Source organism: Acidithiobacillus caldus ATCC 51756, assembly GCF_000175575.2.
GTDB classification, from domain to species: Bacteria; Pseudomonadota; Gammaproteobacteria; order Acidithiobacillales; family Acidithiobacillaceae; genus Acidithiobacillus_A; species Acidithiobacillus_A caldus.
On the sequence record NZ_CP005986.1, the window covers coordinates 2,027,493 to 2,052,681 of the forward strand.

At 64.3% G+C, this 25,189-nt stretch carries 23 protein-coding genes; all 23 read right to left on the minus strand.

What is annotated here, in order from left to right; genetic code table 11:
• Positions 1 to 8 precede the first annotated feature (8 nt).
• The 23 genes from dsbG to ACAty_RS10015 all read right to left on the minus strand — a co-directional run bounded on the left by dsbG (position 9) and on the right by ACAty_RS10015 (position 25,180).
• Positions 9 to 866, minus strand: a complete 858-nt coding sequence (gene dsbG / locus ACAty_RS09905) for a thiol:disulfide interchange protein DsbG (protein WP_004873139.1) — start codon at positions 864 to 866, stop codon at positions 9 to 11.
• A 127-nt stretch (positions 867 to 993) separates the two neighbouring features.
• Positions 994 to 3,591 carry an ATP-dependent chaperone ClpB gene (clpB, locus tag ACAty_RS09910; protein ID WP_004873140.1) on the minus strand — a complete coding sequence of 866 codons (2,598 nt, stop codon included), beginning with the start codon at positions 3,589 to 3,591 and terminating at the stop codon, positions 994 to 996.
• Between the two features lie 32 nt (positions 3,592 to 3,623).
• Complete coding sequence (locus tag ACAty_RS09915) at positions 3,624 to 4,781, minus strand: MFS transporter (RefSeq protein WP_004873141.1); 1,158 nt, start codon at positions 4,779 to 4,781, stop codon at positions 3,624 to 3,626.
• On the minus strand, positions 4,781 to 5,875 hold the full coding sequence (gene aroC / locus ACAty_RS09920; RefSeq protein WP_004873142.1) for a chorismate synthase: 1,095 nt from the start codon (positions 5,873 to 5,875) through the stop codon (positions 4,781 to 4,783). The genes ACAty_RS09915 and aroC overlap by 1 nt, the downstream gene beginning before the upstream one ends.
• A 3-nt stretch (positions 5,876 to 5,878) precedes the next feature.
• Positions 5,879 to 6,673, minus strand: a complete 795-nt coding sequence (folE2, locus tag ACAty_RS09925) for a GTP cyclohydrolase FolE2 (protein WP_004873143.1) — start codon at positions 6,671 to 6,673, stop codon at positions 5,879 to 5,881.
• Positions 6,674 to 6,715: 42 nt separating this feature from the next.
• Positions 6,716 to 8,590 carry a 1-deoxy-D-xylulose-5-phosphate synthase gene (gene dxs / locus ACAty_RS09930; RefSeq protein ID WP_004873144.1) on the minus strand — a complete coding sequence of 625 codons (1,875 nt, stop codon included), beginning with the start codon at positions 8,588 to 8,590 and terminating at the stop codon, positions 6,716 to 6,718.
• Entirely contained in the window at positions 8,587 to 9,501 is a 915-nt protein-coding gene (locus ACAty_RS09935) for a polyprenyl synthetase family protein (protein ID WP_004873145.1), read from the minus strand. Before ACAty_RS09935 ends, dxs begins: the two co-directional genes overlap by 4 nt.
• Positions 9,502 to 9,503: 2 nt before the next feature.
• Positions 9,504 to 9,767, minus strand: a complete 264-nt coding sequence (gene xseB, locus ACAty_RS09940) for an exodeoxyribonuclease VII small subunit (RefSeq protein WP_004873146.1) — start codon at positions 9,765 to 9,767, stop codon at positions 9,504 to 9,506.
• 78 nt (positions 9,768 to 9,845) lie between these two features.
• Complete coding sequence (secF, locus tag ACAty_RS09945) at positions 9,846 to 10,796, minus strand: protein translocase subunit SecF (RefSeq protein WP_004873147.1); 951 nt, start codon at positions 10,794 to 10,796, stop codon at positions 9,846 to 9,848.
• 7 nt (positions 10,797 to 10,803) lie between these two features.
• A complete protein-coding gene (secD, locus tag ACAty_RS09950) occupies positions 10,804 to 12,588 on the minus strand; it encodes a protein translocase subunit SecD (protein ID WP_004873148.1) in 1,785 nt (594 codons plus the stop codon).
• A gap of 9 nt (positions 12,589 to 12,597) precedes the next feature.
• Positions 12,598 to 12,936: a preprotein translocase subunit YajC gene (gene yajC, locus ACAty_RS09955; RefSeq protein ID WP_004873149.1), complete on the minus strand. Its 339-nt coding sequence runs from the start codon at positions 12,934 to 12,936 to the stop codon at positions 12,598 to 12,600.
• A gap of 39 nt (positions 12,937 to 12,975) precedes the next feature.
• Complete coding sequence (tgt, locus tag ACAty_RS09960; RefSeq protein ID WP_004873150.1) at positions 12,976 to 14,103, minus strand: tRNA guanosine(34) transglycosylase Tgt; 1,128 nt, start codon at positions 14,101 to 14,103, stop codon at positions 12,976 to 12,978.
• On the minus strand, positions 14,100 to 15,140 hold the full coding sequence (gene queA, locus ACAty_RS09965; RefSeq protein ID WP_004873151.1) for a tRNA preQ1(34) S-adenosylmethionine ribosyltransferase-isomerase QueA: 1,041 nt from the start codon (positions 15,138 to 15,140) through the stop codon (positions 14,100 to 14,102). The genes tgt and queA overlap by 4 nt, the downstream gene beginning before the upstream one ends.
• Positions 15,137 to 16,471: a hemolysin family protein gene (locus ACAty_RS09970; protein ID WP_004873152.1), complete on the minus strand. Its 1,335-nt coding sequence runs from the start codon at positions 16,469 to 16,471 to the stop codon at positions 15,137 to 15,139. The genes queA and ACAty_RS09970 overlap by 4 nt, the downstream gene beginning before the upstream one ends.
• Before the next feature lie 43 nt (positions 16,472 to 16,514).
• Positions 16,515 to 17,108, minus strand: coding sequence for a CBS domain-containing protein (locus ACAty_RS09975; RefSeq protein ID WP_004873153.1), 594 nt, complete (start codon positions 17,106 to 17,108; stop codon positions 16,515 to 16,517).
• 37 nt (positions 17,109 to 17,145) lie between these two features.
• The gene (locus ACAty_RS09980) at positions 17,146 to 18,366 is read right to left on the minus strand and encodes an O-succinylhomoserine sulfhydrylase (RefSeq protein WP_004873154.1); all 1,221 of its coding nucleotides are present in this window, start codon (positions 18,364 to 18,366) and stop codon (positions 17,146 to 17,148) included.
• A complete protein-coding gene (purF, locus tag ACAty_RS09985) occupies positions 18,363 to 19,826 on the minus strand; it encodes an amidophosphoribosyltransferase (RefSeq protein ID WP_049784692.1) in 1,464 nt (487 codons plus the stop codon). Before purF ends, ACAty_RS09980 begins: the two co-directional genes overlap by 4 nt.
• Positions 19,813 to 20,331 (minus strand): CvpA family protein, encoded by a 519-nt coding sequence (locus ACAty_RS09990; RefSeq protein ID WP_004873156.1) that lies wholly within the window; start codon positions 20,329 to 20,331, stop codon positions 19,813 to 19,815. Before ACAty_RS09990 ends, purF begins: the two co-directional genes overlap by 14 nt.
• Positions 20,316 to 21,677, minus strand: a complete 1,362-nt coding sequence (locus ACAty_RS09995) for a bifunctional folylpolyglutamate synthase/dihydrofolate synthase (protein WP_193787409.1) — start codon at positions 21,675 to 21,677, stop codon at positions 20,316 to 20,318. Before ACAty_RS09995 ends, ACAty_RS09990 begins: the two co-directional genes overlap by 16 nt.
• Positions 21,667 to 22,551, minus strand: coding sequence for an acetyl-CoA carboxylase, carboxyltransferase subunit beta (accD, locus tag ACAty_RS10000; protein WP_004873158.1), 885 nt, complete (start codon positions 22,549 to 22,551; stop codon positions 21,667 to 21,669). The genes ACAty_RS09995 and accD overlap by 11 nt, the downstream gene beginning before the upstream one ends.
• Positions 22,548 to 23,357 carry a tryptophan synthase subunit alpha gene (gene trpA, locus ACAty_RS10005; RefSeq protein ID WP_004873159.1) on the minus strand — a complete coding sequence of 270 codons (810 nt, stop codon included), beginning with the start codon at positions 23,355 to 23,357 and terminating at the stop codon, positions 22,548 to 22,550. The genes accD and trpA overlap by 4 nt, the downstream gene beginning before the upstream one ends.
• Positions 23,354 to 24,553, minus strand: coding sequence for a tryptophan synthase subunit beta (trpB, locus tag ACAty_RS10010; RefSeq protein WP_004873160.1), 1,200 nt, complete (start codon positions 24,551 to 24,553; stop codon positions 23,354 to 23,356). The genes trpA and trpB overlap by 4 nt, the downstream gene beginning before the upstream one ends.
• Entirely contained in the window at positions 24,554 to 25,180 is a 627-nt protein-coding gene (locus ACAty_RS10015) for a phosphoribosylanthranilate isomerase (protein WP_004873161.1), read from the minus strand.
• Positions 25,181 to 25,189: the final 9 nt, after the last annotated feature.

Sequence of the window (25,189 nt, forward strand, 5' to 3'; positions counted from 1 at the left end):
CGCCGCCGTCAACTGCCCTGGCAGCTACCGTGGTCGAGGGAATGGATTTCCTTGAGGAAAGACTCCAGATCCTTGTCCGGTAGCCCGTGCTTGAGCACCACGGTATTGTGATCATTGCAGTAGAGCAGGGTCGGAGTGGCCACCTCGCCGCTCTGCTCCAGCAGCTTGGTGTTGTTCTGCACCGCAGTGACCGTCGCAGTCGCAGGGTCCTTGGCCGGTTCGATGCCGCCCTCCTCCGTCGCTTCATCAAAGCCTTTTTCATTCTCTGCCATGGCCGCCGCGGGATCCTTGGCTCCCAGAATGGCTTCGGCCTTACCGGCGCTGCTGGACTTGAGGAAAGCGACGACGACGAAGCGCACCCGCAACTTGCCAGCGGCAATCAGCGGCTTGGCCTCTTCGTAGAACTTGTGGCAGAAAATGCAGTTGGGATCGACAAAGGCCGTGATCTCCGGGCCTTTGGTGCCCAGCACGAAGCTATCCGCGGCCGCCGCCTTTTTGGCCAGGGCTTCCGGAGTCTCGGGCTTGGGGATGAGGCCGAGCTGGATCGCCTCCTCCCGCATCAGGTTCTCGCCAGCGGCATTGAAGACCGTGCCGGCGACCAGGTACTTGCCGTCCGGGGTGAGGTACAGGATGTTGGGGTGGCCATCGATCTGCACCAAGGCCCCCGTCAGGCCACCTGGACCGGCGAAGGTCTTTTCCACCTGTCCCTGGCCGTGGGCCAGCCCATCCACCAGTTTCTGCGCCTTCGCTTGCGAAACGACGGCCGCCTTGGCAACGGAAATGGGTAAATACCTACCGGCGAACACGCCTCCCAAGGCACCCACCACGAGTAAACCCACCGCCAGCGCCACCGTTTTTGTCTGCATGCCATACCCTTTCTGTGTTCAGAATCCAGCCCGAAGCCCGCATAGTAACGCGCGGCGCTCCGTGCTTCCAGTCGCGGGCAACGAAAACCCCCGGGCAATCATCGCCCGAGGGCTGCTCTCGTTCTGCTCAGTGCAGGGCGGAGGGACCGAAGACGAATTGGCCACCCTGGGCATCGACGTGGATCACCTGACCCGGAGCGAATTCGCCCCGGAGCAGGCGCTGCGCCAGCGGATTCTCGATCTCTCGCTGAATCACGCGCTTCAGCGGACGTGCACCATAGACGGGGTCGAAGCCCGTTTCCGCAAGCAAGTTCACCGCGGCGTCGCTGAGAACGATGTCCAGATCGCGTTCACGCAGGCGGGCGCGCAGGGAACCCATCTGGATCTCGGCAATGGCGCGCAACTGCTGTCGACTGAGGGGCTGGAAGATGACCAGTTCATCGATACGGTTGAGAAACTCGGGTCGGAAGTGTCCCTGGACCACTTCCATGACCGCCCCCCGCATGCCTTCCACATCCCCGAGCCGCCCATACTCTTGAATCCGGTCGGAACCGAGATTGGAGGTCATGACGATGACGGTGTTGCGAAAATCCACCGTCCGCCCCTGCCCGTCCGTCAGGCGCCCATCGTCCAGTACCTGCAAGAGGATATTGAAGACCTCGGGGTGTGCCTTCTCCACCTCATCCAGCAGAATGACGGAATAGGGCTTGCGCCGCACCGCCTCGGTGAGATAGCCCCCCTCCTCGTAACCGACGTAACCCGGAGGCGCGCCGATGAGTCGGGCGACGGAGTGTTTTTCCATGAACTCGCTCATGTCGATGCGTACCATGTGGTCCTCGGAGTCGAAGAGGAACTCCGCCAGGGCCTTGGTCAGCTCGGTCTTGCCCACACCCGTCGGTCCCAGGAACAGAAAGGAACCGATGGGTCGCCGTGGATCCGCGAGACCTGCGCGGGAGCGGCGGATGGCGTTGGCTACTGCCGTGACGGCCTCGTCCTGGCCCACCACCCGAGCGCGCAGACGCTCTTCCATTTTTAGCAGCTTTTCCTTTTCTCCTTCCAGCATCTTGGAGACCGGGATGCCAGTCCAGCGCGAGATGACCTCGGCGATTTCCTCTTCGGTCACCTCGGTGCGCAGCAGTGTCGGCGCCTTACGCTGGCCGTCGGCTTCCTGCTTTTCCGCCTCGCGCAGCTTGGCCTCCAGGGCTGGAATCTGCCCATATTGGATCTGCGCCATGCGCTCGAGATCGTTGGCGCGCCGCGCATTGTCCAGCTCCACCCGCAGCCGATCCAGCTCCTTCTGGATCTGGGAGGTACCTTCGATGGCGAGCTTCTCGCTTTTCCAGATTTCCTCCAGTTCCTGGTACTTGCGCTGCAGTTCGGCAATCTGGCTTTCCAGGTTTTCCAGACGCTTGCGGCTCGCTTCATCCTTCTCCTTGGCGAGGGCGACCTTCTCGATGTTGAGCTGAATCAGCCGGCGCTCCAGCTCGTCCAGTTCCTCAGGCTTGGAATCGATCTCCATCTTGATCCGCGAGGCCGCCTCATCCACGAGGTCAATGGCCTTGTCCGGCAGGTTCCGGTCGCTGATGTATCGGTGCGAGAGCTGGGCCGCCGCCACCAGAGCGGGGTCGGTGATACGTACGCCGTGGTGGGCCTCGTAACGCTCCTTGAGGCCACGCAGAATGGCGATGGTGTCCTCCACGCTGGGCTCGTCCACCAGGACGCGCTGGAAGCGCCGCTCCAGGGCGGCGTCCTTTTCGATGTACTTGCGGTATTCATCCAGAGTGGTGGCGCCAATACAGTGCAACTCGCCGCGGGCCAGGGCCGGTTTGAGCATGTTGCCCGCATCCATGGCGCCATCGGCCTTGCCAGCGCCCACGAGGGTGTGGATCTCATCGATGAAGAGGATGATCTTCCCTTCGGCTTTGGCCAGATCGTTGAGGAGGGCCTTGAGGCGTTCCTCGAACTCGCCGCGAAACTTGGCTCCGGCGATGAGGGCGCCCAGATCCAGACCCAGCAGACGTTTGCCGCGCAGGGATTCGGGCACCTCCCCGTTGACGATACGCTGGGCAAGGCCCTCGACGATGGCGGTTTTACCCACTCCGGGCTCGCCGATCAGCACCGGGTTGTTCTTGCTGCGGCGCAGAAGCACCTGAATGGTGCGCCGGATCTCGTCGTCGCGACCGATGACCGGATCCAGCTTGCCCTGGGCGGCGCGCTCGGTGTAGTCGAGGGTATATTTTTCCAGAGCTTGACGCTGCTCCTCGGCATTGGGGTCGTTGATCTTTTCGCCCCCATGCAGTTCCTGGACAGCCTGCTCCAGATCCTTGGACGACGCGCCCGCCTCCTTGAAAAGGCGTCCCGCCTCACCGCGGTCTTCCAGCAGTGCCAGCAGGAAGTGCTCCGTGGAGATGTAGCTGTCGCCCCGCTTCTGGGCGATCTTGTCGGCCAGATTGAGGAGGTTGCCGAGATCCCGCCCCATCTGGACCTCCCCCGGGACGCCCTCGACCTTGGGCAGGGACTCCAGCGCCCTGCCCAAGGCATTGCGCAGGGCGTCCACGCGCACCCCAGCCTTGGCGAGGAGCGGTCGGGCGATGCCGCCGTCCTGATCCAAGAAGGCAAGGAGCAGGTGGACGGGCTCCATCTGCTGATGATCGCGGGCAAGGGCCAGACTCTGGGCCTCTTGCAGGGCTTGTTGAAATTTGGTGGTCAGTTTATCGACACGCATGCGGTTTTTGGCTCCAAAAAAGGTCTCCCCCTTTAAATGATAGCCGCAACCCCCCTTTTCAAGGGGCGCAGGGCTGGAATAAGCCCCAGGAGACCGAGCCAGGCCAGGATGCCGGCGGCGGCAAAGGCCCAGAGGCTCCCCCAGTGCCCCCAGGCCCAGCCCGCCGCCAGCGCGCCGAGACCGCCACCGAGGCCGTAGACGAGGCTGGCGTAGAGGGCCATCCCACGGGAACGCAGGTAGGCGGGGAAACGGGCAAAGATCCAGTGCACCGCAGCCAGATGAAACGCGCCGTAACTGAAGGCGTGCAGACTTTGGATCAGGAAGATGGGAATGAGGCCGGGCCAGGCGGCGATCACCAACCAACGGGTTCCGGTGAGCACGAAGGCGCTGATGAGGACCATACGCAGGCCGAAGCGACGCAGGATGCGCTCGCCAAACCAGAAGAAAAGCACCTCACAGATCACGGCCCAAGACCAGAGCAGCCCTACCCAGCCCGCGTTCAGGCCATGGGCCTGGGCATCGATGGAAAAAAAGGCGTAGTAGACCCCATGGCTGGCCTGTTCCAGCGCTCCCGCCGCGAGAAAGGCCCACAGGCGCCAATCGCGCAGCTGCGGCCCGAGGGATACGCGCTCCGGTCCGGACGATCGGGGTGGATAGGGCAGGCGCCGGCTGAACCACCAGGCGACCGCCAGAAAAGTCGCGATACCCGGCAAGAAAACATCCAGGCCCCAGATCTGGACCAACAGTCCCATCCCCAGTGCCAGGGCAATGAAACCCAGAGAACCCCAAAGACGGATACGGCCATAGGCCCGCCCCTCGCGCTCGGCCCAATCCAGAGTCGTGGCGTCCACGAGCGGCAGAGTCGCCGCCCAAAAGAAGGAGAAGGCCAGGGTGATGAACAGCAGGCCCCAAAAGTTGCCACGCACCAACTCCAGGGCCAGAAAACCCGCCGCCGTAAGCAGGGCCGCCAGTGGCACGATGCGGGCGCTGCCAAAGCCCTGAGCGAGCCAGCCCCATAGATTGGGTCCAAGGACCTTACTGAATTGCACGGCGGCGGTGAGGATGCCGATGGACAGCGCGCCCTGACCCACGCTGGCGAGCCACGGGCCCCAGTAGGGCATGAAGGCACCAAGGGCACAGAAATAGAAAAAATAGAAGGCGACGAGGGACCGGGCCTCGCGACCGACCATCAGCCTGCCGGAATGGGCGGAATGGGGGCCTGCACCTCGGCATTCTGCGCCCGCTGGCGCAGGACGTGATCCATCAGAACCAGGGCCAGCATGGCCTCGACGATGGGTACCGCACGAATCCCCACGCAGGGGTCGTGGCGTCCCGTAGTAGAAACCTCCACCGGCTGACCGTGCACATCGATGCTCGGCCGCGGGATGCGGATGCTGGAGGTGGGCTTGATCGCCACGGAGACGCGCAGATCCTGGCCGCTGGAAATGCCCCCCAGGACTCCCCCGGCGTGATTGCTGAGGAAGCCTTGGGGACGCATGCCGTCTCCGTGCTCGCTGCCTTTTTGCTCTACCACGGCAAAGCCGTCGCCCAGGGCGACGGCCTTGACCGCATTGATGCTCATGAGGGCCTTGGCCACATCCGCTTCCAGGCGGTCGAAAACTGGCTCACCCAGTCCTACGGGCATGTGCCGCACCCGCGCATCCACCCGCGCACCAATGGAATCTCCCGCCTTGCGCAGTGCATCCAGATAGTCGGCCATCCGGGCAGCCGCCGAGGCGTCGGGGCAGAAAAAGGGATTGCGCTGGATCTCGTCGCCATCGAAATGCTGTGCTGCGATGGGGCCCATCTGCGCCAACCACGCCTGAATCTCCACGCCCAGACGATGGCGCAGGTACTTGCGGGCGATGGCTCCCGCCGCCACCCGAGTGGCCGTCTCCCGCGCCGAAGAACGCCCACCCCCCCGATAGTCGCGCCGGCCATACTTCATGAGGTAGGTGTAGTCGGCATGTCCGGGCCGGAAACGGTCGCGGATCTTGGTGTAGTCTTGGGAGCGTTGATCGACATTGCGGATGAGCAGGCCGATGGGCGTACCCGTGGTCTCGCCCTCGAAGACCCCGGAGAGGATCTCCACCTGGTCCGCTTCCTGACGCTGGGTAGTGTGGCGGGACTGGCCAGGGCGACGGCGATCCAGATCCTGCTGGATATCCTCCACCGTCAGGGGCAAGCCTGGCGGACAGCCGTCGACGATACAACCTATGGCTGGCCCATGGCTCTCGCCAAAGGTCATTACCCGAAAACATTCGCCGATGCTGCTTCCCGCCACGCCTCAGTTGTCCATGTGGATCTCGGCGTAGGCCGAATGGTTGTGGATGGACTCGAAATTCTCCGAGGACACCGTAAAACGGCGGATGCGCGGATCCTTGTGCAAACGCAAGGCGACATCCCGAACCATGTCCTCGACAAATTTTGGATGGTCGTAGGCGTATTCCGTCACGAACTTCTCATCGGGACGCTTGAGCAGACCATAGAGCTGACAGGAGGCGACGGACTCCACTACGTCGATGAGATCCTCGATCCACACCGTCTGTGCGAGCTGGGCACGCACCCAGACGTGGGAGCGCTGATTGTGAGCACCGTAGTCCGAGATGCTCTTGGAGCAGGGACAGAGGCTGGTGACGGGCACCATCACGCCCAGATCCAGCTGTAAGCCGCTGGCGTCGCGATCCGCCAGAATCTCCACCTCATAATCCAGCAGGCTCTCCACCCCGGACACGGGCGCCCGCTTGTTGACAAAGTAGGGAAAGCGTAGCTCCACACGCGCCGCTTGCGCTTCCAGACGCTGGCGCACCTCCTCCAGAAAACCGGCGATGGTCCTCACCCCCAGCGGATCGGGATAGCGATTGAGGATCTCCAGGAAGCGGGACATATGTGTGCCCTTGAGGTGTGCAGGCAAAGCCACGTACATGTTGCACAGAGCGATGCTGTGCTGGACCCGATCGTCGCGGTCGCTGATGCGCAGGGGGTGGCGCACCGCCTTGACGCCGACGCGCTGAATGGCGATGGCGCGGGGATCGGCACGTCCCTGCACATCTTCCAGGGTTTCGGCAGCACAATCTCTCACAGTGGGCCTCTCCGGATAAAGCCTGACCAAATTGGTCAAATATTACGCCTCTGGGGCGGGGGGGGCAAGGCGCTCCAGCAGCTCCCGGCCCGCGCCGACGATACCGGCGGCGTCCAGGCCAAGCTCCGCAAGCCAGGCTTCGGCATCCCCCTGCTCGATGAAGCGGTCGGGCAGACCAAGGATACGCATGGACGGTCGCAAACCCAGGTCCAACAGGGCCTCCGCAACCCCGGCACCGGCACCGCCCAGCGTGCAGCCTTCCTCCACGGTCACAAAGGCCTCATGATCCTGGGCAAGGGTGCTGAGCAGCTCCGTATCCAGGGGTTTGACGAAGCGCATATTGACGACTGTGGCATCCAGCGTCTCTCCGGCTTGCAGCGCCGCTGCGGCACGGGTCCCAAAGGAGAGAATGGCCAGACGCCGACCTCTCCGGAGCAGCTCCGCCTTGCCCACGGGAATGGTACGGCCGAGATCGCGGTCCAGGGGCACCCCCACCCCGGCACCTCGGGGGTAACGCACCAGCGCCGGGCCGGGGAGCGCAAAACCGGTATTGAGCATGTCGCGCAGTTCCTGCTCGTCTTTAGGCGCCATGATGGTGAGATTGGGAATGCAGCGCGCGTAGGCCATGTCGAAGGCGCCCTGGTGCGTGGCACCGTCGGCTCCCACGAGCCCCGCGCGGTCGATGGCGAAGAGCACCGGCAGATTCTGGATGGCGACATCGTGCAGGAGCTGATCGTAGGCCCGCTGCAAGAAGGTGGAGTAGATGGCGACGACGGGACGCTGACCCTCGCAGGCAAGCCCGGCGGCGAAGGTAACGGCATGTTGCTCGGCGATACCGACATCGAAGTAACGCTCGGGATACAGTTGCTGAAAACGCACGAGTCCGGAGCCTTCGCGCATGGCCGGGGTAATGGCCACGAGGGTACTTTCGGCCGCTGCCTTGTCGCAGATCCAATCGCCAAAGACCTGGGTGTAGCTGGGCGCGCCACCGCTTTTCTTGACCATCCGCCCGTCCTGGCGATCGAAGGGGGTCACGCCATGGTAGGTGCAGGGATCCGCTTCCGCCGGGGCAAAGCCCTTGCCCTTGCGGGTGATCACGTGCAAAAGTCGCGGCCCTTTGATCTTCTTGAGATTTTCCAGGGTCGGGATGAGCACGTCCAAGTCATGACCGTCGATGGGTCCGTAGTAGTGAAAGCCCATCTCCTCGAACAGCACTCCCGGCGATACCAGTCCCTTGACCCCCTCCTCTGCCTTGCGCGCCAGCTCGCGCAGAGGCGGTACGAGACTGAGGGCCTGACCAGCCCCCTCGCGCATGCTGTTGTAGAAACGGCCCGAGAGTATGCGCGTGAGATACTGCGACACCGCGCCCACATTGGGCGAGATGGACATCTCGTTGTCGTTCAGCACCACCAGGAGATCGGCATCCAGCACCCCGGCGTTGTTGAGGGCCTCGTAGGCGAGCCCCGCGGTCATGGCACCGTCGCCAATGATGGCCACCACCTGCCGTTGCCGCTGTGTGAGCTTGGCCGCCACGGCCATGCCCAGTGCAGCACTGATGGAGGTGCTGGAATGACCGGCGCCGAAGGCATCAAAGGGACTCTCGTCGCGTTTGAGGAAACCCGACAGCCCGTCCTTCATGCGCAGGCGCGGGAAGAGCGGCCCGCGCCCCGTCAGGATCTTGTGGGGATAGGCCTGATGGCCGACGTCCCAGACCAGGCGGTCTTCCGGCGTCGCAAAGACGGCGTGCAGGGCGACGCTGAGCTCAACGGTCCCGAGGCAAGAGGCCAGGTGACCACCGGTCTGACTCACCGTCTCCAGCAGAAACTGCCGTACCCACCGCGCCACCGCTTTCTGCTCGCTGCGGCTCATCCGCCGCAGGCCTTGGGGATCGGGTATCTGCTCCAGCAAAGGATTCATCGGTTACGCTCGACGATAAGGCGGGCCAAGGCCCGCAAGTGATCGCCCTCGGCGCCCCAGGGGGAGAGGGCATCCAAAGCATCCTCCAGCAAACGCTGCGCGTACCGTTGCGCTTCAGTGAGGCCCAGGAGACTGACGAAGCTGGGTTTCTGCCGACTGCGATCGGCCCCCTGGCGTGCCTTGCCCGTCTCGCGGATATCGCCAATCTCGTCTAGGATATCGTCCTGCACCTGGAAGGCGAGACCAATGCGATCGGCATAGCGGAGCAAGGCCGACGCCACCGAAGCATCCGGAGCGATGGCCGCCGCCTGCAGGGGAAGTTGCAGGGCGCAGCGGATGAGCATGCCGGTCTTTTGCAGGTGCATCTGCTCCAAGGCGGGCTGGGCCAGCTCATGACCGACGGCCGCAAGATCGATGGCCTGCCCCCCCACCATGCCCCGTGAGCCCGCGGCGCGCGCAAGGTCCAGCGCCATGGCCAGCTGTTGTGCCGGAGCCAGGCCGGGGACGGGCTCGGCGAGCACCTGGAAGGCATGGGTCAACAGCGCATCGCCCACGAGGATGGCCGTGGCTTCGTCAAAGGCCTTGTGGCAGGTGGGCCGACCACGCCGCATATCGTCGTTGTCCATGGCGGGCAGATCGTCGTGCACCAGGGAGTAGGCGTGGATCATCTCCAGGGCCGCCGCAGCCCGGTCCAGGAGTTCGTCGGCGAGGCCCAGGCATTGCCCACCCGCGTATACCAGCAAGGGGCGCACCCGCTTGCCGCCCCCCAAGGTACTGTAGCGCATCGCCTCGTGCAGGCGCCCCGGGAGAATATCCGCCGGCGGCAGGAGCTCATCCAGCACTTTTTCGATACGCTCGACCCGACGCTGGCGAAATTCGGCAAAAGACTCGACTGCAGGAGCGCTTGGCAAAATCAGGGTTCCTCATCACTGATCATGGGGACGGGCGTCTCTTCGGAGCCCAGAAGTATGGAAACTTTCTGCTGCGCATCCTGCAACTGCGCCTGCGCCCGACGCGCGAGTTCCATGCCACGCTGAAAAAGCACCACGGAATCCTCGAGCCCCAGTTGCCCAGACTCCAAGCGGCGCACGGTCTCCTCCAGAGACGCCAGGGTAGCGGCAAAATCCGGCGTCGGCTGCGCCTCCGCCGTCTGCACTGGACCGGATTCTACTGTCATCGTACCTCCATTAAACCGTAGTGCGCCGGAGCGAACAAGGGCACCACGCTGCACTGGCCGCGACCTTGGCGACCACCCTCAGAGCGTCGCACCGTCCTTCCGATCCTTGGCGCTGATAAACTGCCGTTTGAGAACGTGCTCGCGCTTGAGACCCAACCACAGGGCAATGGGACTGGCGATGAAAATGGACGAATAGGTACCCACCACCACACCGATCACCAGCGCCGTGGCAAATCCATGAATGACGGGACCGCCAAAGAGGAAAAGCGACATTGCCACCATGAAGGTGATGAAACTCGTGATCAGGGTACGCGACAGGGTCTCGTTGATGGCGATATTGAATATCTCGGCCACCGAACCGCTGCGGCTTGCCCGCAGATCCTCGCGCATGCGATCGAAGACCACGACGGTGTCGTTGAGGGAATAGCCCATGACCACCAGCAGGGCGGCAATCACCGTCAGGGAGAACTCCTGCTGCGTCAGGGCAAAGAAACCGACGACGAGAATGGGATCGTGCAACATGGCGGCCACACCCCCCACGGCAAAGCGCCACTCGAAGCGAAAACCGACGTAGATGAGAATCCCCAAGGTGACGATGATCAGGGCCATGATGCCCTGGTTGCGCAGGGCCTTGCCCACCTCCGGCCCCACATATTCGGTGCGGCGCAGCTCTACTCCGGGAAACTGCCGCTGATCCTTCTGAAAAACCTGCAGGATACGGCTCGCCACGGCACTGCTTTCGCCCGGCTGGGTGCGCAGACGGATGAGCAGGTCGCGATCGCCGCCAAAGGTCTGCACCACGGCGTCGTGGTAACCGGCCTTGTCCAGGGTGCCCCGTACGGCGGCAAGGTCCGGAGTCCGGGTAAAGCCCAGCTCCACGAGGGTGCCGCCCGTGAAGTCGATGCTGTAGTCCAGGCCGCGCACCAGATAAGCGGCAATGGAGGCGACGATCAGGAGTGCCGAGATCCCCAGAAACAGGAAACGGCGCGACATGAAATCGACGTGGGTTCGGGTTTTGAGCAGTTCCATCTTGGCCTCAGATCCAGAGTTTCTGCACGCGCCGCCTGCCCAGGGCAAACTCGACGATGCCGCGACTCATGAGGGTGGCGGTGAACATGGATACGAGCACACCGATGGTCAGGACCAGGGCGAAGCCCTTGATGGCACCCGTGCCGAACTGGAACAAGGTCAAGGCGGCAATGAGCACGGTGATGTTGGAGTCGACAATAGTGGCAAAGGCCCGCTTGAAACCGGCATCGATACTGGCCCGCGGGCTCATGCCCCGGCGCAGCTCCTCGCGGATGCGCTCGAAGACCAGCACGTTGGCATCCACGGCAAGACCAATCTTCAAAACGATACCGGCAATGCCCGGCAGGGTCAGCGTGCCCCCCATGAGGGATAGGACCGCAAGGATGAAGAGGACGTTGACCAGGATGGCGAGGTCAGCGATGAGACCAAAGGCGCGGTAGTAAAAGGTCATGAACAGGACGACGAAGAGCATGCCGAAGATCACCGCCATGACGCCATCGTGGATGGAATCCTGGCCCAGGGTCGGACCCACGGTGCGCTCTTCCGAGACGTGGACCGGTGCCGGCAAGGCGCCGGCGCGCAGTTCGATGGCCACGTTGCTGGCGTCCTTGAGGCTGGAGAAACCGTCGATCTGAGCGCGCCCGCCGGTGATGGCCTCGCGGATGACCGGTGCCGTCACCACCTTGTTGTCCAGAAGGATGGCCATGCGCTGGCCCACATGCTTGCTGGTGAGGTCGCCAAAGATGCGGGTGCCGACGCTGTCAAAGCTGATGTTGACGATGGCCTGTCCCGTATTGTTGTCGATACCGGCGCTGGCGCCATTCAGATAGCGGCCGGTGAGCACCGTCTCCTTGTGGAGTACATAGGGCGTACCGTCGACGCCGTAGTAGAGGGCATCCCCCGGCGGAATCTGCCCCTTCAACGCCGCCGCCATGTCGACCCGTTCGGCCACCATCTTGAACTCCAGCTGGGCGGTGGAGCCGATGATCTCCTTGGCACGCTGGGTGTCCTGCACACCCGGCAACTGCACGGCGATGTGTTCCTTACCCTGGCGCTGGATCTGCGGTTCCGCCACACCCAGTTCATCGATACGGTTGCGGATGACGACGATGGCCTGCTGCAGGGCGTCGTCCTGCATTTTTTGCGCTGCCGCCGGCGTCAGGCTCGCCTGAAGGATACCTTGACCCTCGGGCGCGAGCGCCAGATCCGGAAACTCCCGGGCAATGGCGGCCTGTGCCTCCCGCGCCAGCTGCTCGCTGGCCATCTGGACGGACAGGGTGTCGGGCCCCGTCTGCTCCACATTGAGATACTGCAGGTCCTTTCGGCGCAGGAAGCTACGCAGGCGATTGCGGTCCTCCTCCAGGGCGTGCTTGATCACCGCGTCCGTATCCACCTTGAGCAGCAGATACACACCTCCACGCAGATCCAGTCCCAGATTGACGGGCTGCGCGCCCAAGGCAGCCAGCCAGTCGGGTTCGGCCGGCTTCTGCGACAGAATGACCTGGGCATTACGGGGCAAACGGTTCTGCAACAGGGTCTCCGCAAGCCCCTGGGCGTTGTCGTTGGGAAAGAAAAAGGTAATCCCGGAGGCATCCGTGACCGTCCGGGTGACGGGGATGTGGGCGCTGGCAAGCCATCCCTGCATCGTAGCCACTGGCGGCAACTGCGTACCCACGGGAGCGCGCACTTCCACCGCCGCATGCCAGCCGAAAAAATTGGGCAGAGCATAGAGGAAGGAGGGCAGCACCACCGCGAGGATGATGAGGTATTTCCACCAGGGGTAACGGGTCATGACCAGGCCTTAGAGTTTTTTGAGGGTACCCTTGGGAAGCATGAGCGACACGGCGTTGCGTTGCACCTTGACGACCACGCCCTCGGCCACCTCCAAGTGCAGGTACTCTTCACCGGCCTGCATGACCCGTCCCGCCAGGCCGCCATTGGTCACCACCTCGTCACCCTTGCTCACCGCCGCGATGAGCGCGCGCTGCTCCTTGGCCCGCTTCATCTGCGGCCGGATCAGCAGGAAATAGAATATGCCAAAGATGACGATCAGCGGCAGGAACTGCACGATCATGGCTTCCGGGCCAGCCGGGGCCGCCGCGGTATCGGCATAGGCCGTGGCGATGGGGGACAGGTTCATGGGCGCTCCGATGGAATCCGAGGGCCGCCATTGTAGCCCCTAGCTCAGGACTTGGGAAACTTTCGGCGCCTCGCTGCCCCGTGCCGCATAGAAATCCCGGCGAAAAACCGCCAGGCGCCCCAGTTCGATGGCCTGGCGCATTCCCGCCATGAGCTCCTGATAGTAGTGCAGGTTGTGGATGGTGTTGAGGCGGGCGCCGAGGATTTCCTGACTGCGCTGCAGGTGGCGAAGGTAGGCGCGACTGTAGTGGCGGCAGGTGTAGCAGCGACACTCGGGATCGGGCGGCAGCACATCCCGCTCATACCGGGCATTGCGCAGCTTGAGGACACCGTGACGGGTAAAGAGCCAGCCGTTACGCGCGTTGCGGGTGGGCAGCACGCAGTCGAACATGTCGACCCCACGCCACACGCCTTCCACGAGATCCTCCGGCAAGCCCACGCCCATGAGATACCGCGGTTTGTCCTGGGGCATCTGCGGCAGAATATCGTCGAGCACGGCGAGCATCTCCGCCTTGCTCTCACCGACGGATAGCCCCCCCAGCGCCAGGCCGGGAAAATCCAGGGCCTTGAGCCCAGCCAGGGAACGTCGGCGCAGATCGCCGTACATCCCCCCCTGGACGATCCCGAAGATCTGGCCGGGTCCCGCGTAGGCGGCGCGGGAGCGCGCCGCCCAGCGCAGGGACAGCTCCATGCTGGCCCGTGCCTCGTCCCAGGTAGCCGGATGCGGGGTGCACTCGTCAAAGACCATGGCGATGTCGGAACCCAGGCGTCGCTGGATGTCCATGGACTCCTCGGGACCAAGGAAAACGGGGCGGCCATCCACCGGCGCCCGAAAACGGACCCCTGCCTCACTCAACCTGCGCAGAGCACCGAGACTGAATACCTGAAAGCCTCCGGAATCCGTCAGGATGGGACCGTCCCAGTGCATCATCCCATGCAGGCCGCCGAGGGTCTCGATCACCTCGAGACCGGGTCGCAGGAAAAGGTGAAAGGTATTGCCGAGAATGATCTCGGCACCGGTCTCCCGCAACTCTTCCGGGGTGACCGCCTTGACCGTGCCGTAGGTGCCCACCGGCATGAAGGCGGGCGTCTCGACGCTGCCGCGGTCAAAGTGCAGCCGCCCGCGGCGGGCAGCACCATCCTGTGCCAGCCGTTCGAAGAAAGTCACGCGCGCCCAACCCCCCCAGGCAGAATGAGCATGGCATCGCCATAGCTGAAAAAGCGATACTGCTGTGCCACGGCGTGGGCGTAGGCCGCCAGAATCCGTTCGCGCCCGGCCAGCGCCGATACCAGCATCAAGAGGGTGGACTCCGGCAGATGAAAATTGGTGAAGAGCCCGTCGATGACGCGAAAGGGCCGCCCGGGGTACAGGAAGATATCGGTCTCGCCCGCAAAGGCTTGCAGGGATCCGGAACGGGCGGCACCCTCCAGGGCACGACAGGCCGTGGTACCGATGGCAAAGATCCTCCCGCCCCGGGCCTGGGCGCGGCGGACCTGCTCCACCGTTGCCGCCGGCACGGTGACCCGCTCACTGTGCATCCGGTGCTCCTCCACCTCCTCCGCCTCGACGGGCAGAAAGGTTCCCGCACCTACGTGCAGGGTGATGTGGGCGCGCTCCATACCTGCGGCATCCAGTCGGGCCAGCAGATCCGCATCGAAATGCAGTCCGGCCGTGGGGGCGGCCACGGCTCCCGGATTGCGCGCGTACACCGTCTGATAGCGCTCGCGATCCGCCGCTGCCGGGGCGCGATCGATGTACGGCGGCAGTGGCACTTCGCCTTGGGCCTCGAGAATGTCCAGCCAGTTGCCGCCACCCGGAAGCCCCAACTCCACCATCCGCCCCTCCCGCGCCAGGAGCTCCACTGCCTCCCCGCCGGCCAGGGTGATGCGCGCACCCGGCTTCAGGGTCTTGGACGAGCGCGCTAGGAAGCGGGCCCGATCCGGTGCGAGGAGACGCTCCAACAGGAGTTCCACCGCTCCCCCGGTGGGCTTTCGCGCATGTAGACGTGCGGGCAGCACCCGGGTGTCGTTGAACACCAGAAGGTCGCCCGCACGCAGAAACTGCGGCAGTTCCCGCACAGAGCTGTCGCACAGGTGGCCCGTGCGCGGGTCGAGCACCAAGAGACGGCTCGCGCTACGCTCGGGCAAGGGCTCCTGGGCAATGCGTTCGGGCGGCAGATGGTAGTAGAAGTCGCTTTTCTTCATGATCCAGAAAACCAGTCCTCGAGATCCGGCGCAGCATGGGGGAAAACCTGCACCAGCGCAATCCGCGGTCCCTGGCGCTCGCGCACCAGCACGTCGAAATCGCGAAAGGATACCCGCTCACCGCTTTCGGGCAGGCGTTCCAGACGTTGCATCAGCAGGCCGCCGATACTGTCCGCCTCCCCCGCCTCGTCGATGTCGCGTCCCAGGACCCGCTCCAGGGAGTAGATGGACAGGCTGCCGGCGCCGAGCCAGGAGCCGTCCGGCTGCGCCACCCACTCGCGCCGGCGATGCCCGAACTCATCGGGAATGGGCCCCAGCAGGGCCTCCAGCACATGATCCAGGGTAACGAAACCCGTGATGGTCCCGAGATCGTCCACGACCAGGGCAAAGTGGGGCTGACCGGAGCGAAAATGCGTCAGCAGATCCAGGGCCGGGAGGTCCTTGTGCACCGACGGCAGCGGTCGCAGTATGCGCTTCATGTGCAGGGTCGCCGTCGGTCGGCTCAGTTCCACCAGCAGGTCCTTGACGTGGACCAGCCCGACGATGTGCTGCCGATCGCCGGCGCAGACGGGATAGCGGGTAAAGCGGTGGGCAATGAGCTCGGCGCGAATGGCATCCATACTGGCGTCCTGCTGCAGGCAGACCATGTCGGCGGCTGGCCGGGCCAGATCACCGGCAGACAGCTCGTTGAAGTCCAGCGCGCGTTCCAACAGATCGCCGCTGCGCCGTCCCAACACGCCCTGCGCCTGGCTGAGCGCCAGAATCATGGCCAGTTCGTCGCGGGAGTGGGGCGCATCCCCCACGGGCTCCTGCCCGCGTAGGGAAAAAATGCGCAGAATCCACTGGCTGCTGGCGTTGAGGATCCAGATGGCCGGAAACATCAACCAGTAGAACGCGTACAGGGGTACGCTGACCCACAGGGCAACGGGCACACTGCGGCGGATGGCCAGGGATTTCGGTACCAACTCACCCAGGATGATGGTGAGAAAGGCGATGAGCGCAAAACCCACGGTCAGGGAGACCGAGTACAGCACGGCGCCGTCGCCAAAGCCCAAGGCAGCGAGCGCGGGGGCCAAAAGATGCGCCGTCGCTGGCTCGCCGATCCAGCCCAGGGCGAGGGACGCCAGGGTGATACCCAATTGGGTGGCCGAGAGGTACGCGTCCAGCTGCCGATGCATGCGCGCCAGAAGACGCCCGCGCAGGCCTTTGCTCTGCGCAAGGCTGCGCAACTGCGTGACCCGCAGGCGCACCAGCGCGAATTCGGCGGTGACAAAGAAACCGTTGAGCAGGATCAGGGCAGCAGCGAGGGTGAGCCCCCAGGCCTCAGTCACTGGCCCGCTCCATCCGAAAAGTCGAAGACCAAACCTCGGTGTTTCAGTGGTCGCCCTGGGTCAGGAATTTTTCCAGCTCGGCAAAGGTCTGCGCCGTTCCCGTCGTCTCGATCTTGACTCCCAGCTGTCGCCCAATCTGGCTGATGGAGAATATGCCGCAGATCTCGGGGACACTCCCTTCCGCTTCCACCAGGGCATGCTGCCGCCCCACTTCCTTGAGGGTGACGACGATATCCCCGACGGTGGACCGAGCCACTTCCGCATAGGGGAGGACCTCGATGCGTCCACGACGGATCATGATGTCCTCCACCAGCACCTGGTCCCGCGGGATCTGTTTTTCGGCGGCGATCTGCACGGGCTTCTCACCAAGAATGTCGCGGGCGGTGATGATGCCCACCACGACACCGAAATCGTCCAGCACGAACAGCAGGCGCACGCCGACGTGGATCATCTTCTGCATGGCCGCGTCGATGCTGACCTCGGGATGGGTGGTCGCCGCCGGTACCCGACGCAGATCGGTCATGACCTTGAGGGCATTGTCGTCCATCCCCACGGGGCTCGAAAGACCACTATCGAAGACGCAGAGGCGGGTATCCGGCCGCAGGTGGCGATGGCTCAGGGGTCGGTATCTGGTCATTTTTCGTTCTCCCAAAGTAAGTTCAGAAAAAACCGGTTCAGGCGCCCGAAGACGCTGCAGCAGTTGCCGCCGCCTCAAGACCGCGCGCGAGATCCGCGCGCAGGTCGTCCACGTGCTCGAGCCCGACACTCAAACGCAGCAGCCCGTCGCCGATGCCCGCCGCCGCCCGCGCCTCGGCACTCACCCGGCCGTGGGTGGTACTGGCGGGGTGGGTGATGGTGCTCTTGGCGTCGCCCAGGTTGGCCGTGCGCGAGAAGATCTCCACGGCGTTCATGAGCGCCCAAGCGGCCGCCTGACCGCCGCGCAGATCGAAGGACAGGATGCCGCCCGGCAAGCGTTGCTGACGCTCGGCCAGCACTTGCTGGGGGTGGCTGGCGAGGCCGGGGAAATAGACCCGCGCCACCTCCTCACGCTGCTCCAGCCAGCGCGCCAGTTCCAGGGCATTGTGGCTGTGGCGCTCCATGCGCAGGGCCAGGGTCTCCAGCCCTTTGAGCTGGACCCAGGCATTGAAGGGGCTGAGGCTTGGGCCGGCGGTACGGACAAAGTTGCGCGGACCGGCCAGGAGTTCCTTGCGCCCGCAGATGGCACCACCCAGGGTACGTCCCTGACCGTCCAGATACTTGGTATTGGAATGGATGACGAGATCGGCACCCAGAGCCAGGGGCTGCTGCAGGACTGGGGTACAGAAGCAGTTGTCCACCACCAGGCTTGCGCCATGCTCCCGCGCCATGGCCGCCAGGGCGGAAATATCCCCGATCTCCGTCAGGGGATTGGATGGCGTCTCGAGGTAGAGCAGGCGAGTATTGGGACGCAGAGCGCGGCGCCAGGCCGCGAGGTCGTCCAGGGCGACGAAGGTCGTCTCCAGACCGAAACGGCCAAGGATGTTCTGCAAGAGCTGGATGGTAGAGCCAAAAATGGAGCGCGAGGCGACGATGTGATCCCCTGCCTGCAACAGCCCCATGAAGGTCGTCAGACAGGCTGCCATGCCCGAGGCCGTGGCCACACAGTCTTCCGCACCTTCCAGGGCCGCCAGTCTTTCCTCCAGCGCCCGCACCGTGGGATTGGTGAAACGGGCGTAGATGTTTCCGGGACTGGTCCCGGCAAAACGCGCCGCCGCCTCCTCCGCAGAGTCAAAGACGAAGCTCGAGGTCAGAAACAGCGCTTCCGCGTGTTCCTTTTCCGCTGACCGGTGAACGCCGGCACGGATGGCGAGGGTTTCCGGGCGCCATTTGCCATGCGGTTCGCTTTTTTCCGTCATCGCAATTCCTTCATCAAAAAGAGCTGTCGCGTACCGTGCCCTTCCGGCGTCGGCAAAGGGTAATCGTCGCTGAAGCACGCATCGCAAAAGCCCAGGGCCCGGCCGCCCACCGCTTCGAACAGGGCATCGAGACTGAGATAACCCAGGGAATCGGCACCGATCATCTTCCGTACCTCGTCGACACTGTGCTGGGCAGCGATGAGCTGCGCCCGATCTGGCGTATCAATACCATAATAGCAGGGGCCGATGGTGGGCGGCGAACTCACCAGAAAATGCACCTCCCGGGCACCGGCGGCACGAATCAGGTGGACGATCTTGGCGCTGGTGGTACCGCGGACGATGGAGTCGTCCACGAGGATCACCCGCTTGCCCTTGAGGATCTCGGGTTGGGCATTGAGCTTGACCTTGACGCTGAAATCTCGGCCACGCTGGGCCGGCTGGATGAAGGTCCGACCCACGTAGTGATTGCGGATGAGGCCCAATTCGAAGGGCAGACCGGAGGCCTCGGCATAGCCCATGGCAGCCGCCACACCGGAATCCGGCACCGGCACCACCACATCGGCGTCGCGGGGATGGATGCGCGCTAGGATCCGACCGATGCGCTTGCGCGCCGAATACACGTGGACGCCATCCAGGACGCTGTCGGGCCGGGCAAAGTAGATGTACTCGAAGACACACATACGCCGTCCCACCGCTGGGAAGGGAAAACGGCTCTCGATACCCCCCTGGGAGATGATCACCATTTCTCCCGGAGCCACGTCGCGGACGAATTCCGCACCCATGAGGTCCAGGGCACAGGTCTCCGAGGCGAGCACAAAACCGCCGGAGTCGATGAGTCGACCCAGCACCAGCGGCCGGAAGCCCATGGGATCGCGCACACCGATCAGGCGCGTTTCCGTCAGACACACCAGGGAGTAGGCACCGCTCACCTGGGCAAGGGCGGCGGCCAGACGCTCACCGGCGTCCTGACCTGGAACCCGGGCCAGAAGGTGGACGATGACTTCGGTATCCATATCGGTGTGGAAGATGGCACCTTCTCGCTCCAGTTGCTCGCGCAGGGCGCCGGCGTTCACCAGATTGCCGTTGTGGCCCACGGCAAAGGCGCCATGGCGGTAATTGATGAAGATGGGCTGGGTATTGCGCAGCACCGATCCCCCCGCCGTGGAGTAGCGGACGTGGCCAATGGCTTGCTGTCCCGGCAGTCGCTCCAGCTCCTGTGCACCAAAGACTTCGGCAACCCGACCCATTCCGCGCTGGGTGTAGAGTTGTCCCTGATCGGCAGAGACGATACCGGCGGACTCCTGCCCGCGATGCTGCAGGGCATAGAGACCAAGGTAGGTGAGGTTGGCGGCCTCGGGATGACCGAATACCCCCACGACGCCACATTCGTCGTGAAAGTGCTCATCATCGGCGTCCACCACCGGGCTTGCGCCCGCCCGTGAACACTCAGAGTGGCTCATGCACAGCAGTTGCTTTGACACGATGTTGCGACTCCCAATAGGAAACGGCCGGGGCCGTGATGGACTGCGACAGAGTGGTCACTTGCGGTGAGCCAAGCCAGGACGTCTGCCACCAACTGGATTGGGCAAAACCCGCCGCCCTGGCGATGAAGATGAGAACGAGCAGGATCACGCCCCCGCGCAGGAGACCGAAGACCCCACCCAGAAGCCGGTCCGGCCCGGAAAAACCGATGGGATACAGGATTTTCCGCAAGAGAAAGGCCATCAGGGTGGTCAGGAACATCACCGCGAAAAAGAGCAGGAAATCGGCCAGGGGCACACGCCAGGGCTCCGGCAGGCCGGTGAGCGTGGGTGCGACCCACTGGGCACCATACTGCCAGGCCAGATATACCCCGCCCACCCAACCCATGAGCGAAAAGAATTCCCGCAACATACCGCGCAGAATTCCCCAGAGCAGGGACAGGGAAAGGATGACGAGGACGCCCACGTTCACCCAGGTTGGCATGCCGCTGTCCCTCCCGGAGCTTCCCCCGAGAGCAGTTCCTCGGGCAGTTGGGCGAGTACCTGGAAGGAGCCGAAGCACAGCACCAGGTCGCCCGCGCCAAGGCCGGCGCAAGCGGCTTCAAGGCTCGCGGAGCAGTCCCCACCCTCCACCGCGGTCCAGGTTAGCCCACGCGTATCCAGCGCCGCCAGCAGGTCCGGCCAGGGCCGAGTCCGCGCCGATTCGGGCAAGGCCACGGGAAACCAGTGCTGCACCAGTCCCGCCAGCGGGGCGAGGCAGGCATCCAGATCCTTGTCCGCCAGGAGATTGAAGAGGGCGTAGACACGCGCCCCGGGATGGCGCCGGAGCACGCTCGCCAGTTGCCGGACTGCCTGCGGATTGTGTGCCACGTCCAGAAGCAGGGTCGGTCCATCGCTTCCCCAGGGACGTAGACGCTGACAGCGGCCTGGCAATCTTGGTGGACAACGCCAGTCGGCACCGGGCTCCACAGCCGCGGCGGGCAGACGCTCGCGCAGCAGCCGGGTTGCGGCCGTCGCCAGCGCCAGATTGTCCCACTGTTCCCGCCCGCCCCAGAGCGGCTCGGGTAGGTGCCAGCACTCCCCGCCCATGTGCAGGACGCCCGCGACGGGATCCACCACAAGCTCCCGACCCAAAAGATAGATGGGTGCACCCGAAGCCCTGGCCGCCGTCAATACGCTGGTACAGGGATCGTCGGCGTCGCCGTAGAGCAACGGTACGCCACGGCGCAGTATCCCTGCCTTTTCCCGACCGATGGCTTCACGACTGTCGCCCAGCCACTGCTGATGATCCATGTCCACCGTGGTGATGATGCTAAGGTCTGGGTGGACGGCGTTGACGGCATCCAGCCGTCCGCCCATCCCCACTTCCAGGATGAGCAGCTCCGGCGCGGCGGCCCGCACCAACAATAGGGCCGCCAGGGTAGCCAGTTCGAAATAGGTGAGGGGAATGTGGCCAGCGTCTTGGGCCACCTCCTCCAAGGCAGCAAGCCACTGCCCTTCGGTCAATACCGTGCCATCGATGCGCAGGCGCTCGACAAAACGCCATAGGTGCGGGCTGGTGTAGGCGGCAACGCGATAACCCGCCTGCCGGTACAGGCTCTCGAGGTAGGCAACCGTGGAGCCTTTGCCATTGGTGCCAGCCACCGTGATCACCGGCCACGGCTGCCGCGGCGCGATCTCGAGCTCGGCCATGGCTGCCCGCATGCGTGCAAGACCCAGCTCTATATGCCCCGGCGCTCCCGCAAGGGCCATGACCCGGGCATTGACACGATCCGCGGGCACGGCGCCGGGCGCTTGAACCAAGCGCGCCCGAGCCGCTTCAGACTGCACGCTCGCCATGGCCAAGAATGGCGATGATCTCGGCGATACGGTCGCGCAGTTCACGCCGATCGACGATCTGATCGATGGCACCGTGTTCCAGTAAATATTCCGAACGCTGAAAACCCTCGGGCAGCTTCTCGCGAATGGTCTGCTCGATGACCCGAGGACCGGCAAAACCGATGAGCGCCCGTGGTTCCGCGATGAGGATGTCGCCCAGGGTGGCGAGGCTCGCCGAGACCCCACCCATGGTCGGGTCCGTGAGCACCGAGATGTAAGGGATGCCCATCTTTGCCAAGCGCTCGACGGCCGCCGCCGTCTTGGCCATCTGCATCAGCGAGAGCAGACCTTCCTGCATGCGGGCACCGCCGCTGGCGCTGAAACAGATGAAGGGACAACGTTCCACCATGGCCGCCTCGGCGGCTTTCACGAAACGCGCCCCCACCACGGAACCCATGCTGCCCCCCATGAACTCGAACGCAAAGGCCGCCACCACCACGGGCTGGCCCTTGAGGAAGCCGCGCATGGCCACCAGGGCGTCCTTCTCGCCGCTCTTTTCCTGGGCCTCCTGCAAGCGCTCCTTGTATTTCTTTTGATCCCGAAAACGTAAGGGATCCACCGGGGTCAGTTCTGCGCCCAGTTCGAGCTGCGGCTCGGGGTCCAGAAAAAAGCGCAGACGCTGCCGTGCCGTGAGGCGCTGATGGTGGCCGCAGTGCGGACAGACGAACAGATTGGCCTCGAGCTCCGTCCGATACAGCACCGCCTGACAGGTGGGGCACTTGGACCAGAGTCCCTCGGGTACGGCACTGCGCCGCCCCTCTTTGGCCAGGGGCTGCTCTGGGCCCTTCTTGATCTTGGGTGGCAGTACGCGGTCGAACCAGCTCACGCCGACACCCGCGCGTGCTCTGCCAAGGCCGCCGCTATGGGAGCCAGAAAGGCCTGGGCCACCTGCGCGGCAGTGTCCGCCGCATCGGCGAGCCGCTCTACGAGAGCCGAGCCAATCACCACGGCATCGGCACCACCCTGGGCCAACACCCTGGCGGTGGCAGCATCGCGAATACCAAAGCCGATGGCTACGGGCAGGCTCAGGGCAGCGCGCAACTGCTGCACCCGCTCCAGCACCCCGTGCCAATCCCGCTGCGTTGCCCCGGTGATCCCGCGCAGGGAGACGTAATAGACGAAACCACTGCCGAGCTCGCGCACCGCCGCCACACGTTCGGCACCGCTGGTGGGGGCCAGCAGGAAGATGGGATCGATGCCAACCGAGCGCAGCACGGCGCTCTCCCGCCGTCCCTCTTCGGGCGTCAGGTCGACGATGATGGTACCATCCACACCCACCGCGGCTGCCTCCCGGGCAAAATCCTCGATCCCCATGGCCTCGATGGGGTTGAGATAGCCCATGAGCACGATGGGGGTATGCTGGTTCCCCTCACGAAATTCCGCGACCCAGGCCAGGACCTGGCGCAGATGGACACCGCGGGACAGCGCCCGCTCGTTGGCGCGCTGAATAGTGGGGCCATCGGCCATGGGGTCCGAGAAGGGCACGCCGAGCTCGAGGATATCGGCCCCAGCGGCCACCAGAGCGTGGAGGATGGGCACGGTGGCTGCCGGGTCCGGATCGCCCGCCGTGACAAAGGGGATGAGCGCGGTGCGCCCGCGCAGCTTGGAAAAACAGTTCGTCAGCCGACTCATAGCGCGATGCCCTCCCGTGCCGCCACGGTGTGGATGTCCTTGTCGCCTCGGCCCGAGAGATTGACGACGATACTCTGATCCCGACGCATCTGTGGCGCAAGCTTGAAGGCGTAGGCCAGGGCGTGGGCCGTTTCCAGCGCCGGGATGATCCCTTCGCGCCGACTGAGGGTGTGGAAGGCGGCCAGCGCCTCCTCGTCCGTGGCTACCACATATTCGGCGCGGCCGCTGTCTTTGAGATAGGCGTGTTCCGGGCCGACCCCAGGGTAGTCGAGCCCCGCCGAGATGGAGTGGGTAGGCAGTATCTGACCATTGCCGTCCTCCATGAGGTAAGTCCGGTTGCCGTGCAGTACGCCCGGTCGACCGGAATTGAGAGGGGCAGCGTGCTTGCCGCTGGCAAGGCCGAGACCACCCGCCTCCACACCGATGAGGCGCACCTCGGGATCGTCGATGAACGCGGCAAAAAGCCCAATGGCGTTGCTGCCACCACCGACACAGGCGATACAGGCCGACGGCAGACTGCCGGTCTGCTCCAGACACTGGGCGCGGGCTTCATCACCGATGACCCGATGAAAATCCCGCACCATGGCCGGATATGGGTGCGGCCCCGCCACGGTACCGATGACGTAGAAAGTATCCTCCACTCGGGTCACCCACTCGCGCAGGGCCTCGTTGAGGGCATCCTTGAGGGTGCGCGTGCCGCTATCCACCGCCACCACCTGCGCCCCCAGCAAACGCATGCGATAGACGTTGCTGGACTGACGCTGGATATCGTCGGCACCCATGAAGACCGTGCATTCCATACCATAGCGAGTGGCCACCGTCGCCGTCGCCACCCCATGCTGCCCTGCACCGGTTTCGGCAATGAGACGCCCCTTGCCCATGCGCCGCGCCAAGAGCGCCTGCCCGACGGCATTGTTGATCTTGTGGGCGCCGGTGTGGTTGAGATCCTCGCGTTTGAGGTAGATCTGCGCTCCCCCCAACTCACGGGAGATCCTCGCGGCATGGTAAAGGGGATTGGGGCGACCGACGAACTGCCGCAGTTCGCTGTGCAGTTCCCCGCGAAACTCCGGATCCTGCTGCGCGGCAGCGTAGGCCGCCTGCAATTCGTCCAGAGCCGGTACCAGGGTCTCGGCGACAAAGCGACCGCCGTAGGGGCCATAGTGTCCATGCTCGTCCGGCTGGTGATAGTTGGCCATTCAGGTCTCCTGTAGAGCCGCGCGGGCGCAGTGAATGAAATTCCTTATTTTGCCACGATCCTTCTGCCCCGGCGATACTTCCACGCCGCTACTGACGTCCACGGCATAGGGGCGCGCCAGACGCACCGCTTGGGCAACGTTATCCACCCGCAGACCGCCCGCAAGGATCAGGGCCACACCCAGATCCGCGGGCAGCGGCCACCACGCAAAGGCCTCGCCGGAGCCACCATAGACCCGCTCGTTTTCCTTATCCAATAGCAGCGCCTGGGCCCCGGGAAAGCGCCGACGCCAGGGGTGCAGGTCCGTGGGACCCGATAGCCGTAAGGCCTTGATGTAGGGCCTTCCGAATCCGCTGCAGAACTCGTCCGTCTCGTCGCCATGAAACTGAAGCAGGTCCAGCAGACATTGCTCCGTAACCGCACGCACCCAGTGCGCCTCGGGGTTGACGAACAGACCGACACGGGTGACGAAGGGCGGTAGGGCCGCGAGAATGGCCTGCGCCGTCGCGATCTCCACGTAGCGCGGGCTCGGCGGATAAAAAACCAGACCGATGGCATCCGCGCCCGCCTCGGCGGCGGCAAGGGCGTCTTCGACTCGGGTGATCCCACAGATCTTGATACGCAGCATGGCCCTAAT

Coding starts and splice junctions, on each gene's coding strand:
- dsbG (WP_004873139.1), bottom strand. CDS start 866: ATGCAGACAAAAACGGTGGCGCTGGCGGTGGGTTTACTCGTGGTGGGT.
- clpB (WP_004873140.1), bottom strand. CDS start 3,591: ATGCGTGTCGATAAACTGACCACCAAATTTCAACAAGCCCTGCAAGAG.
- ACAty_RS09915 (WP_004873141.1), bottom strand. CDS start 4,781: ATGGTCGGTCGCGAGGCCCGGTCCCTCGTCGCCTTCTATTTTTTCTAT.
- dxs (WP_004873144.1), bottom strand. CDS start 8,590: ATGAATCCTTTGCTGGAGCAGATACCCGATCCCCAAGGCCTGCGGCGG.
- xseB (WP_004873146.1), bottom strand. CDS start 9,767: ATGACAGTAGAATCCGGTCCAGTGCAGACGGCGGAGGCGCAGCCGACG.
- secF (WP_004873147.1), bottom strand. CDS start 10,796: ATGGAACTGCTCAAAACCCGAACCCACGTCGATTTCATGTCGCGCCGT.
- secD (WP_004873148.1), bottom strand. CDS start 12,588: ATGACCCGTTACCCCTGGTGGAAATACCTCATCATCCTCGCGGTGGTG.
- yajC (WP_004873149.1), bottom strand. CDS start 12,936: ATGAACCTGTCCCCCATCGCCACGGCCTATGCCGATACCGCGGCGGCC.
- queA (WP_004873151.1), bottom strand. CDS start 15,140: ATGAAGAAAAGCGACTTCTACTACCATCTGCCGCCCGAACGCATTGCC.
- ACAty_RS09975 (WP_004873153.1), bottom strand. CDS start 17,108: ATGACCAGATACCGACCCCTGAGCCATCGCCACCTGCGGCCGGATACC.
- ACAty_RS09980 (WP_004873154.1), bottom strand. CDS start 18,366: ATGACGGAAAAAAGCGAACCGCATGGCAAATGGCGCCCGGAAACCCTC.
- purF (WP_049784692.1), bottom strand. CDS start 19,826: ATGAGCCACTCTGAGTGTTCACGGGCGGGCGCAAGCCCGGTGGTGGAC.
- ACAty_RS09990 (WP_004873156.1), bottom strand. CDS start 20,331: ATGCCAACCTGGGTGAACGTGGGCGTCCTCGTCATCCTTTCCCTGTCC.
- trpA (WP_004873159.1), bottom strand. CDS start 23,357: ATGAGTCGGCTGACGAACTGTTTTTCCAAGCTGCGCGGGCGCACCGCG.
- trpB (WP_004873160.1), bottom strand. CDS start 24,553: ATGGCCAACTATCACCAGCCGGACGAGCATGGACACTATGGCCCCTAC.
- ACAty_RS10015 (WP_004873161.1), bottom strand. CDS start 25,180: ATGCTGCGTATCAAGATCTGTGGGATCACCCGAGTCGAAGACGCCCTT.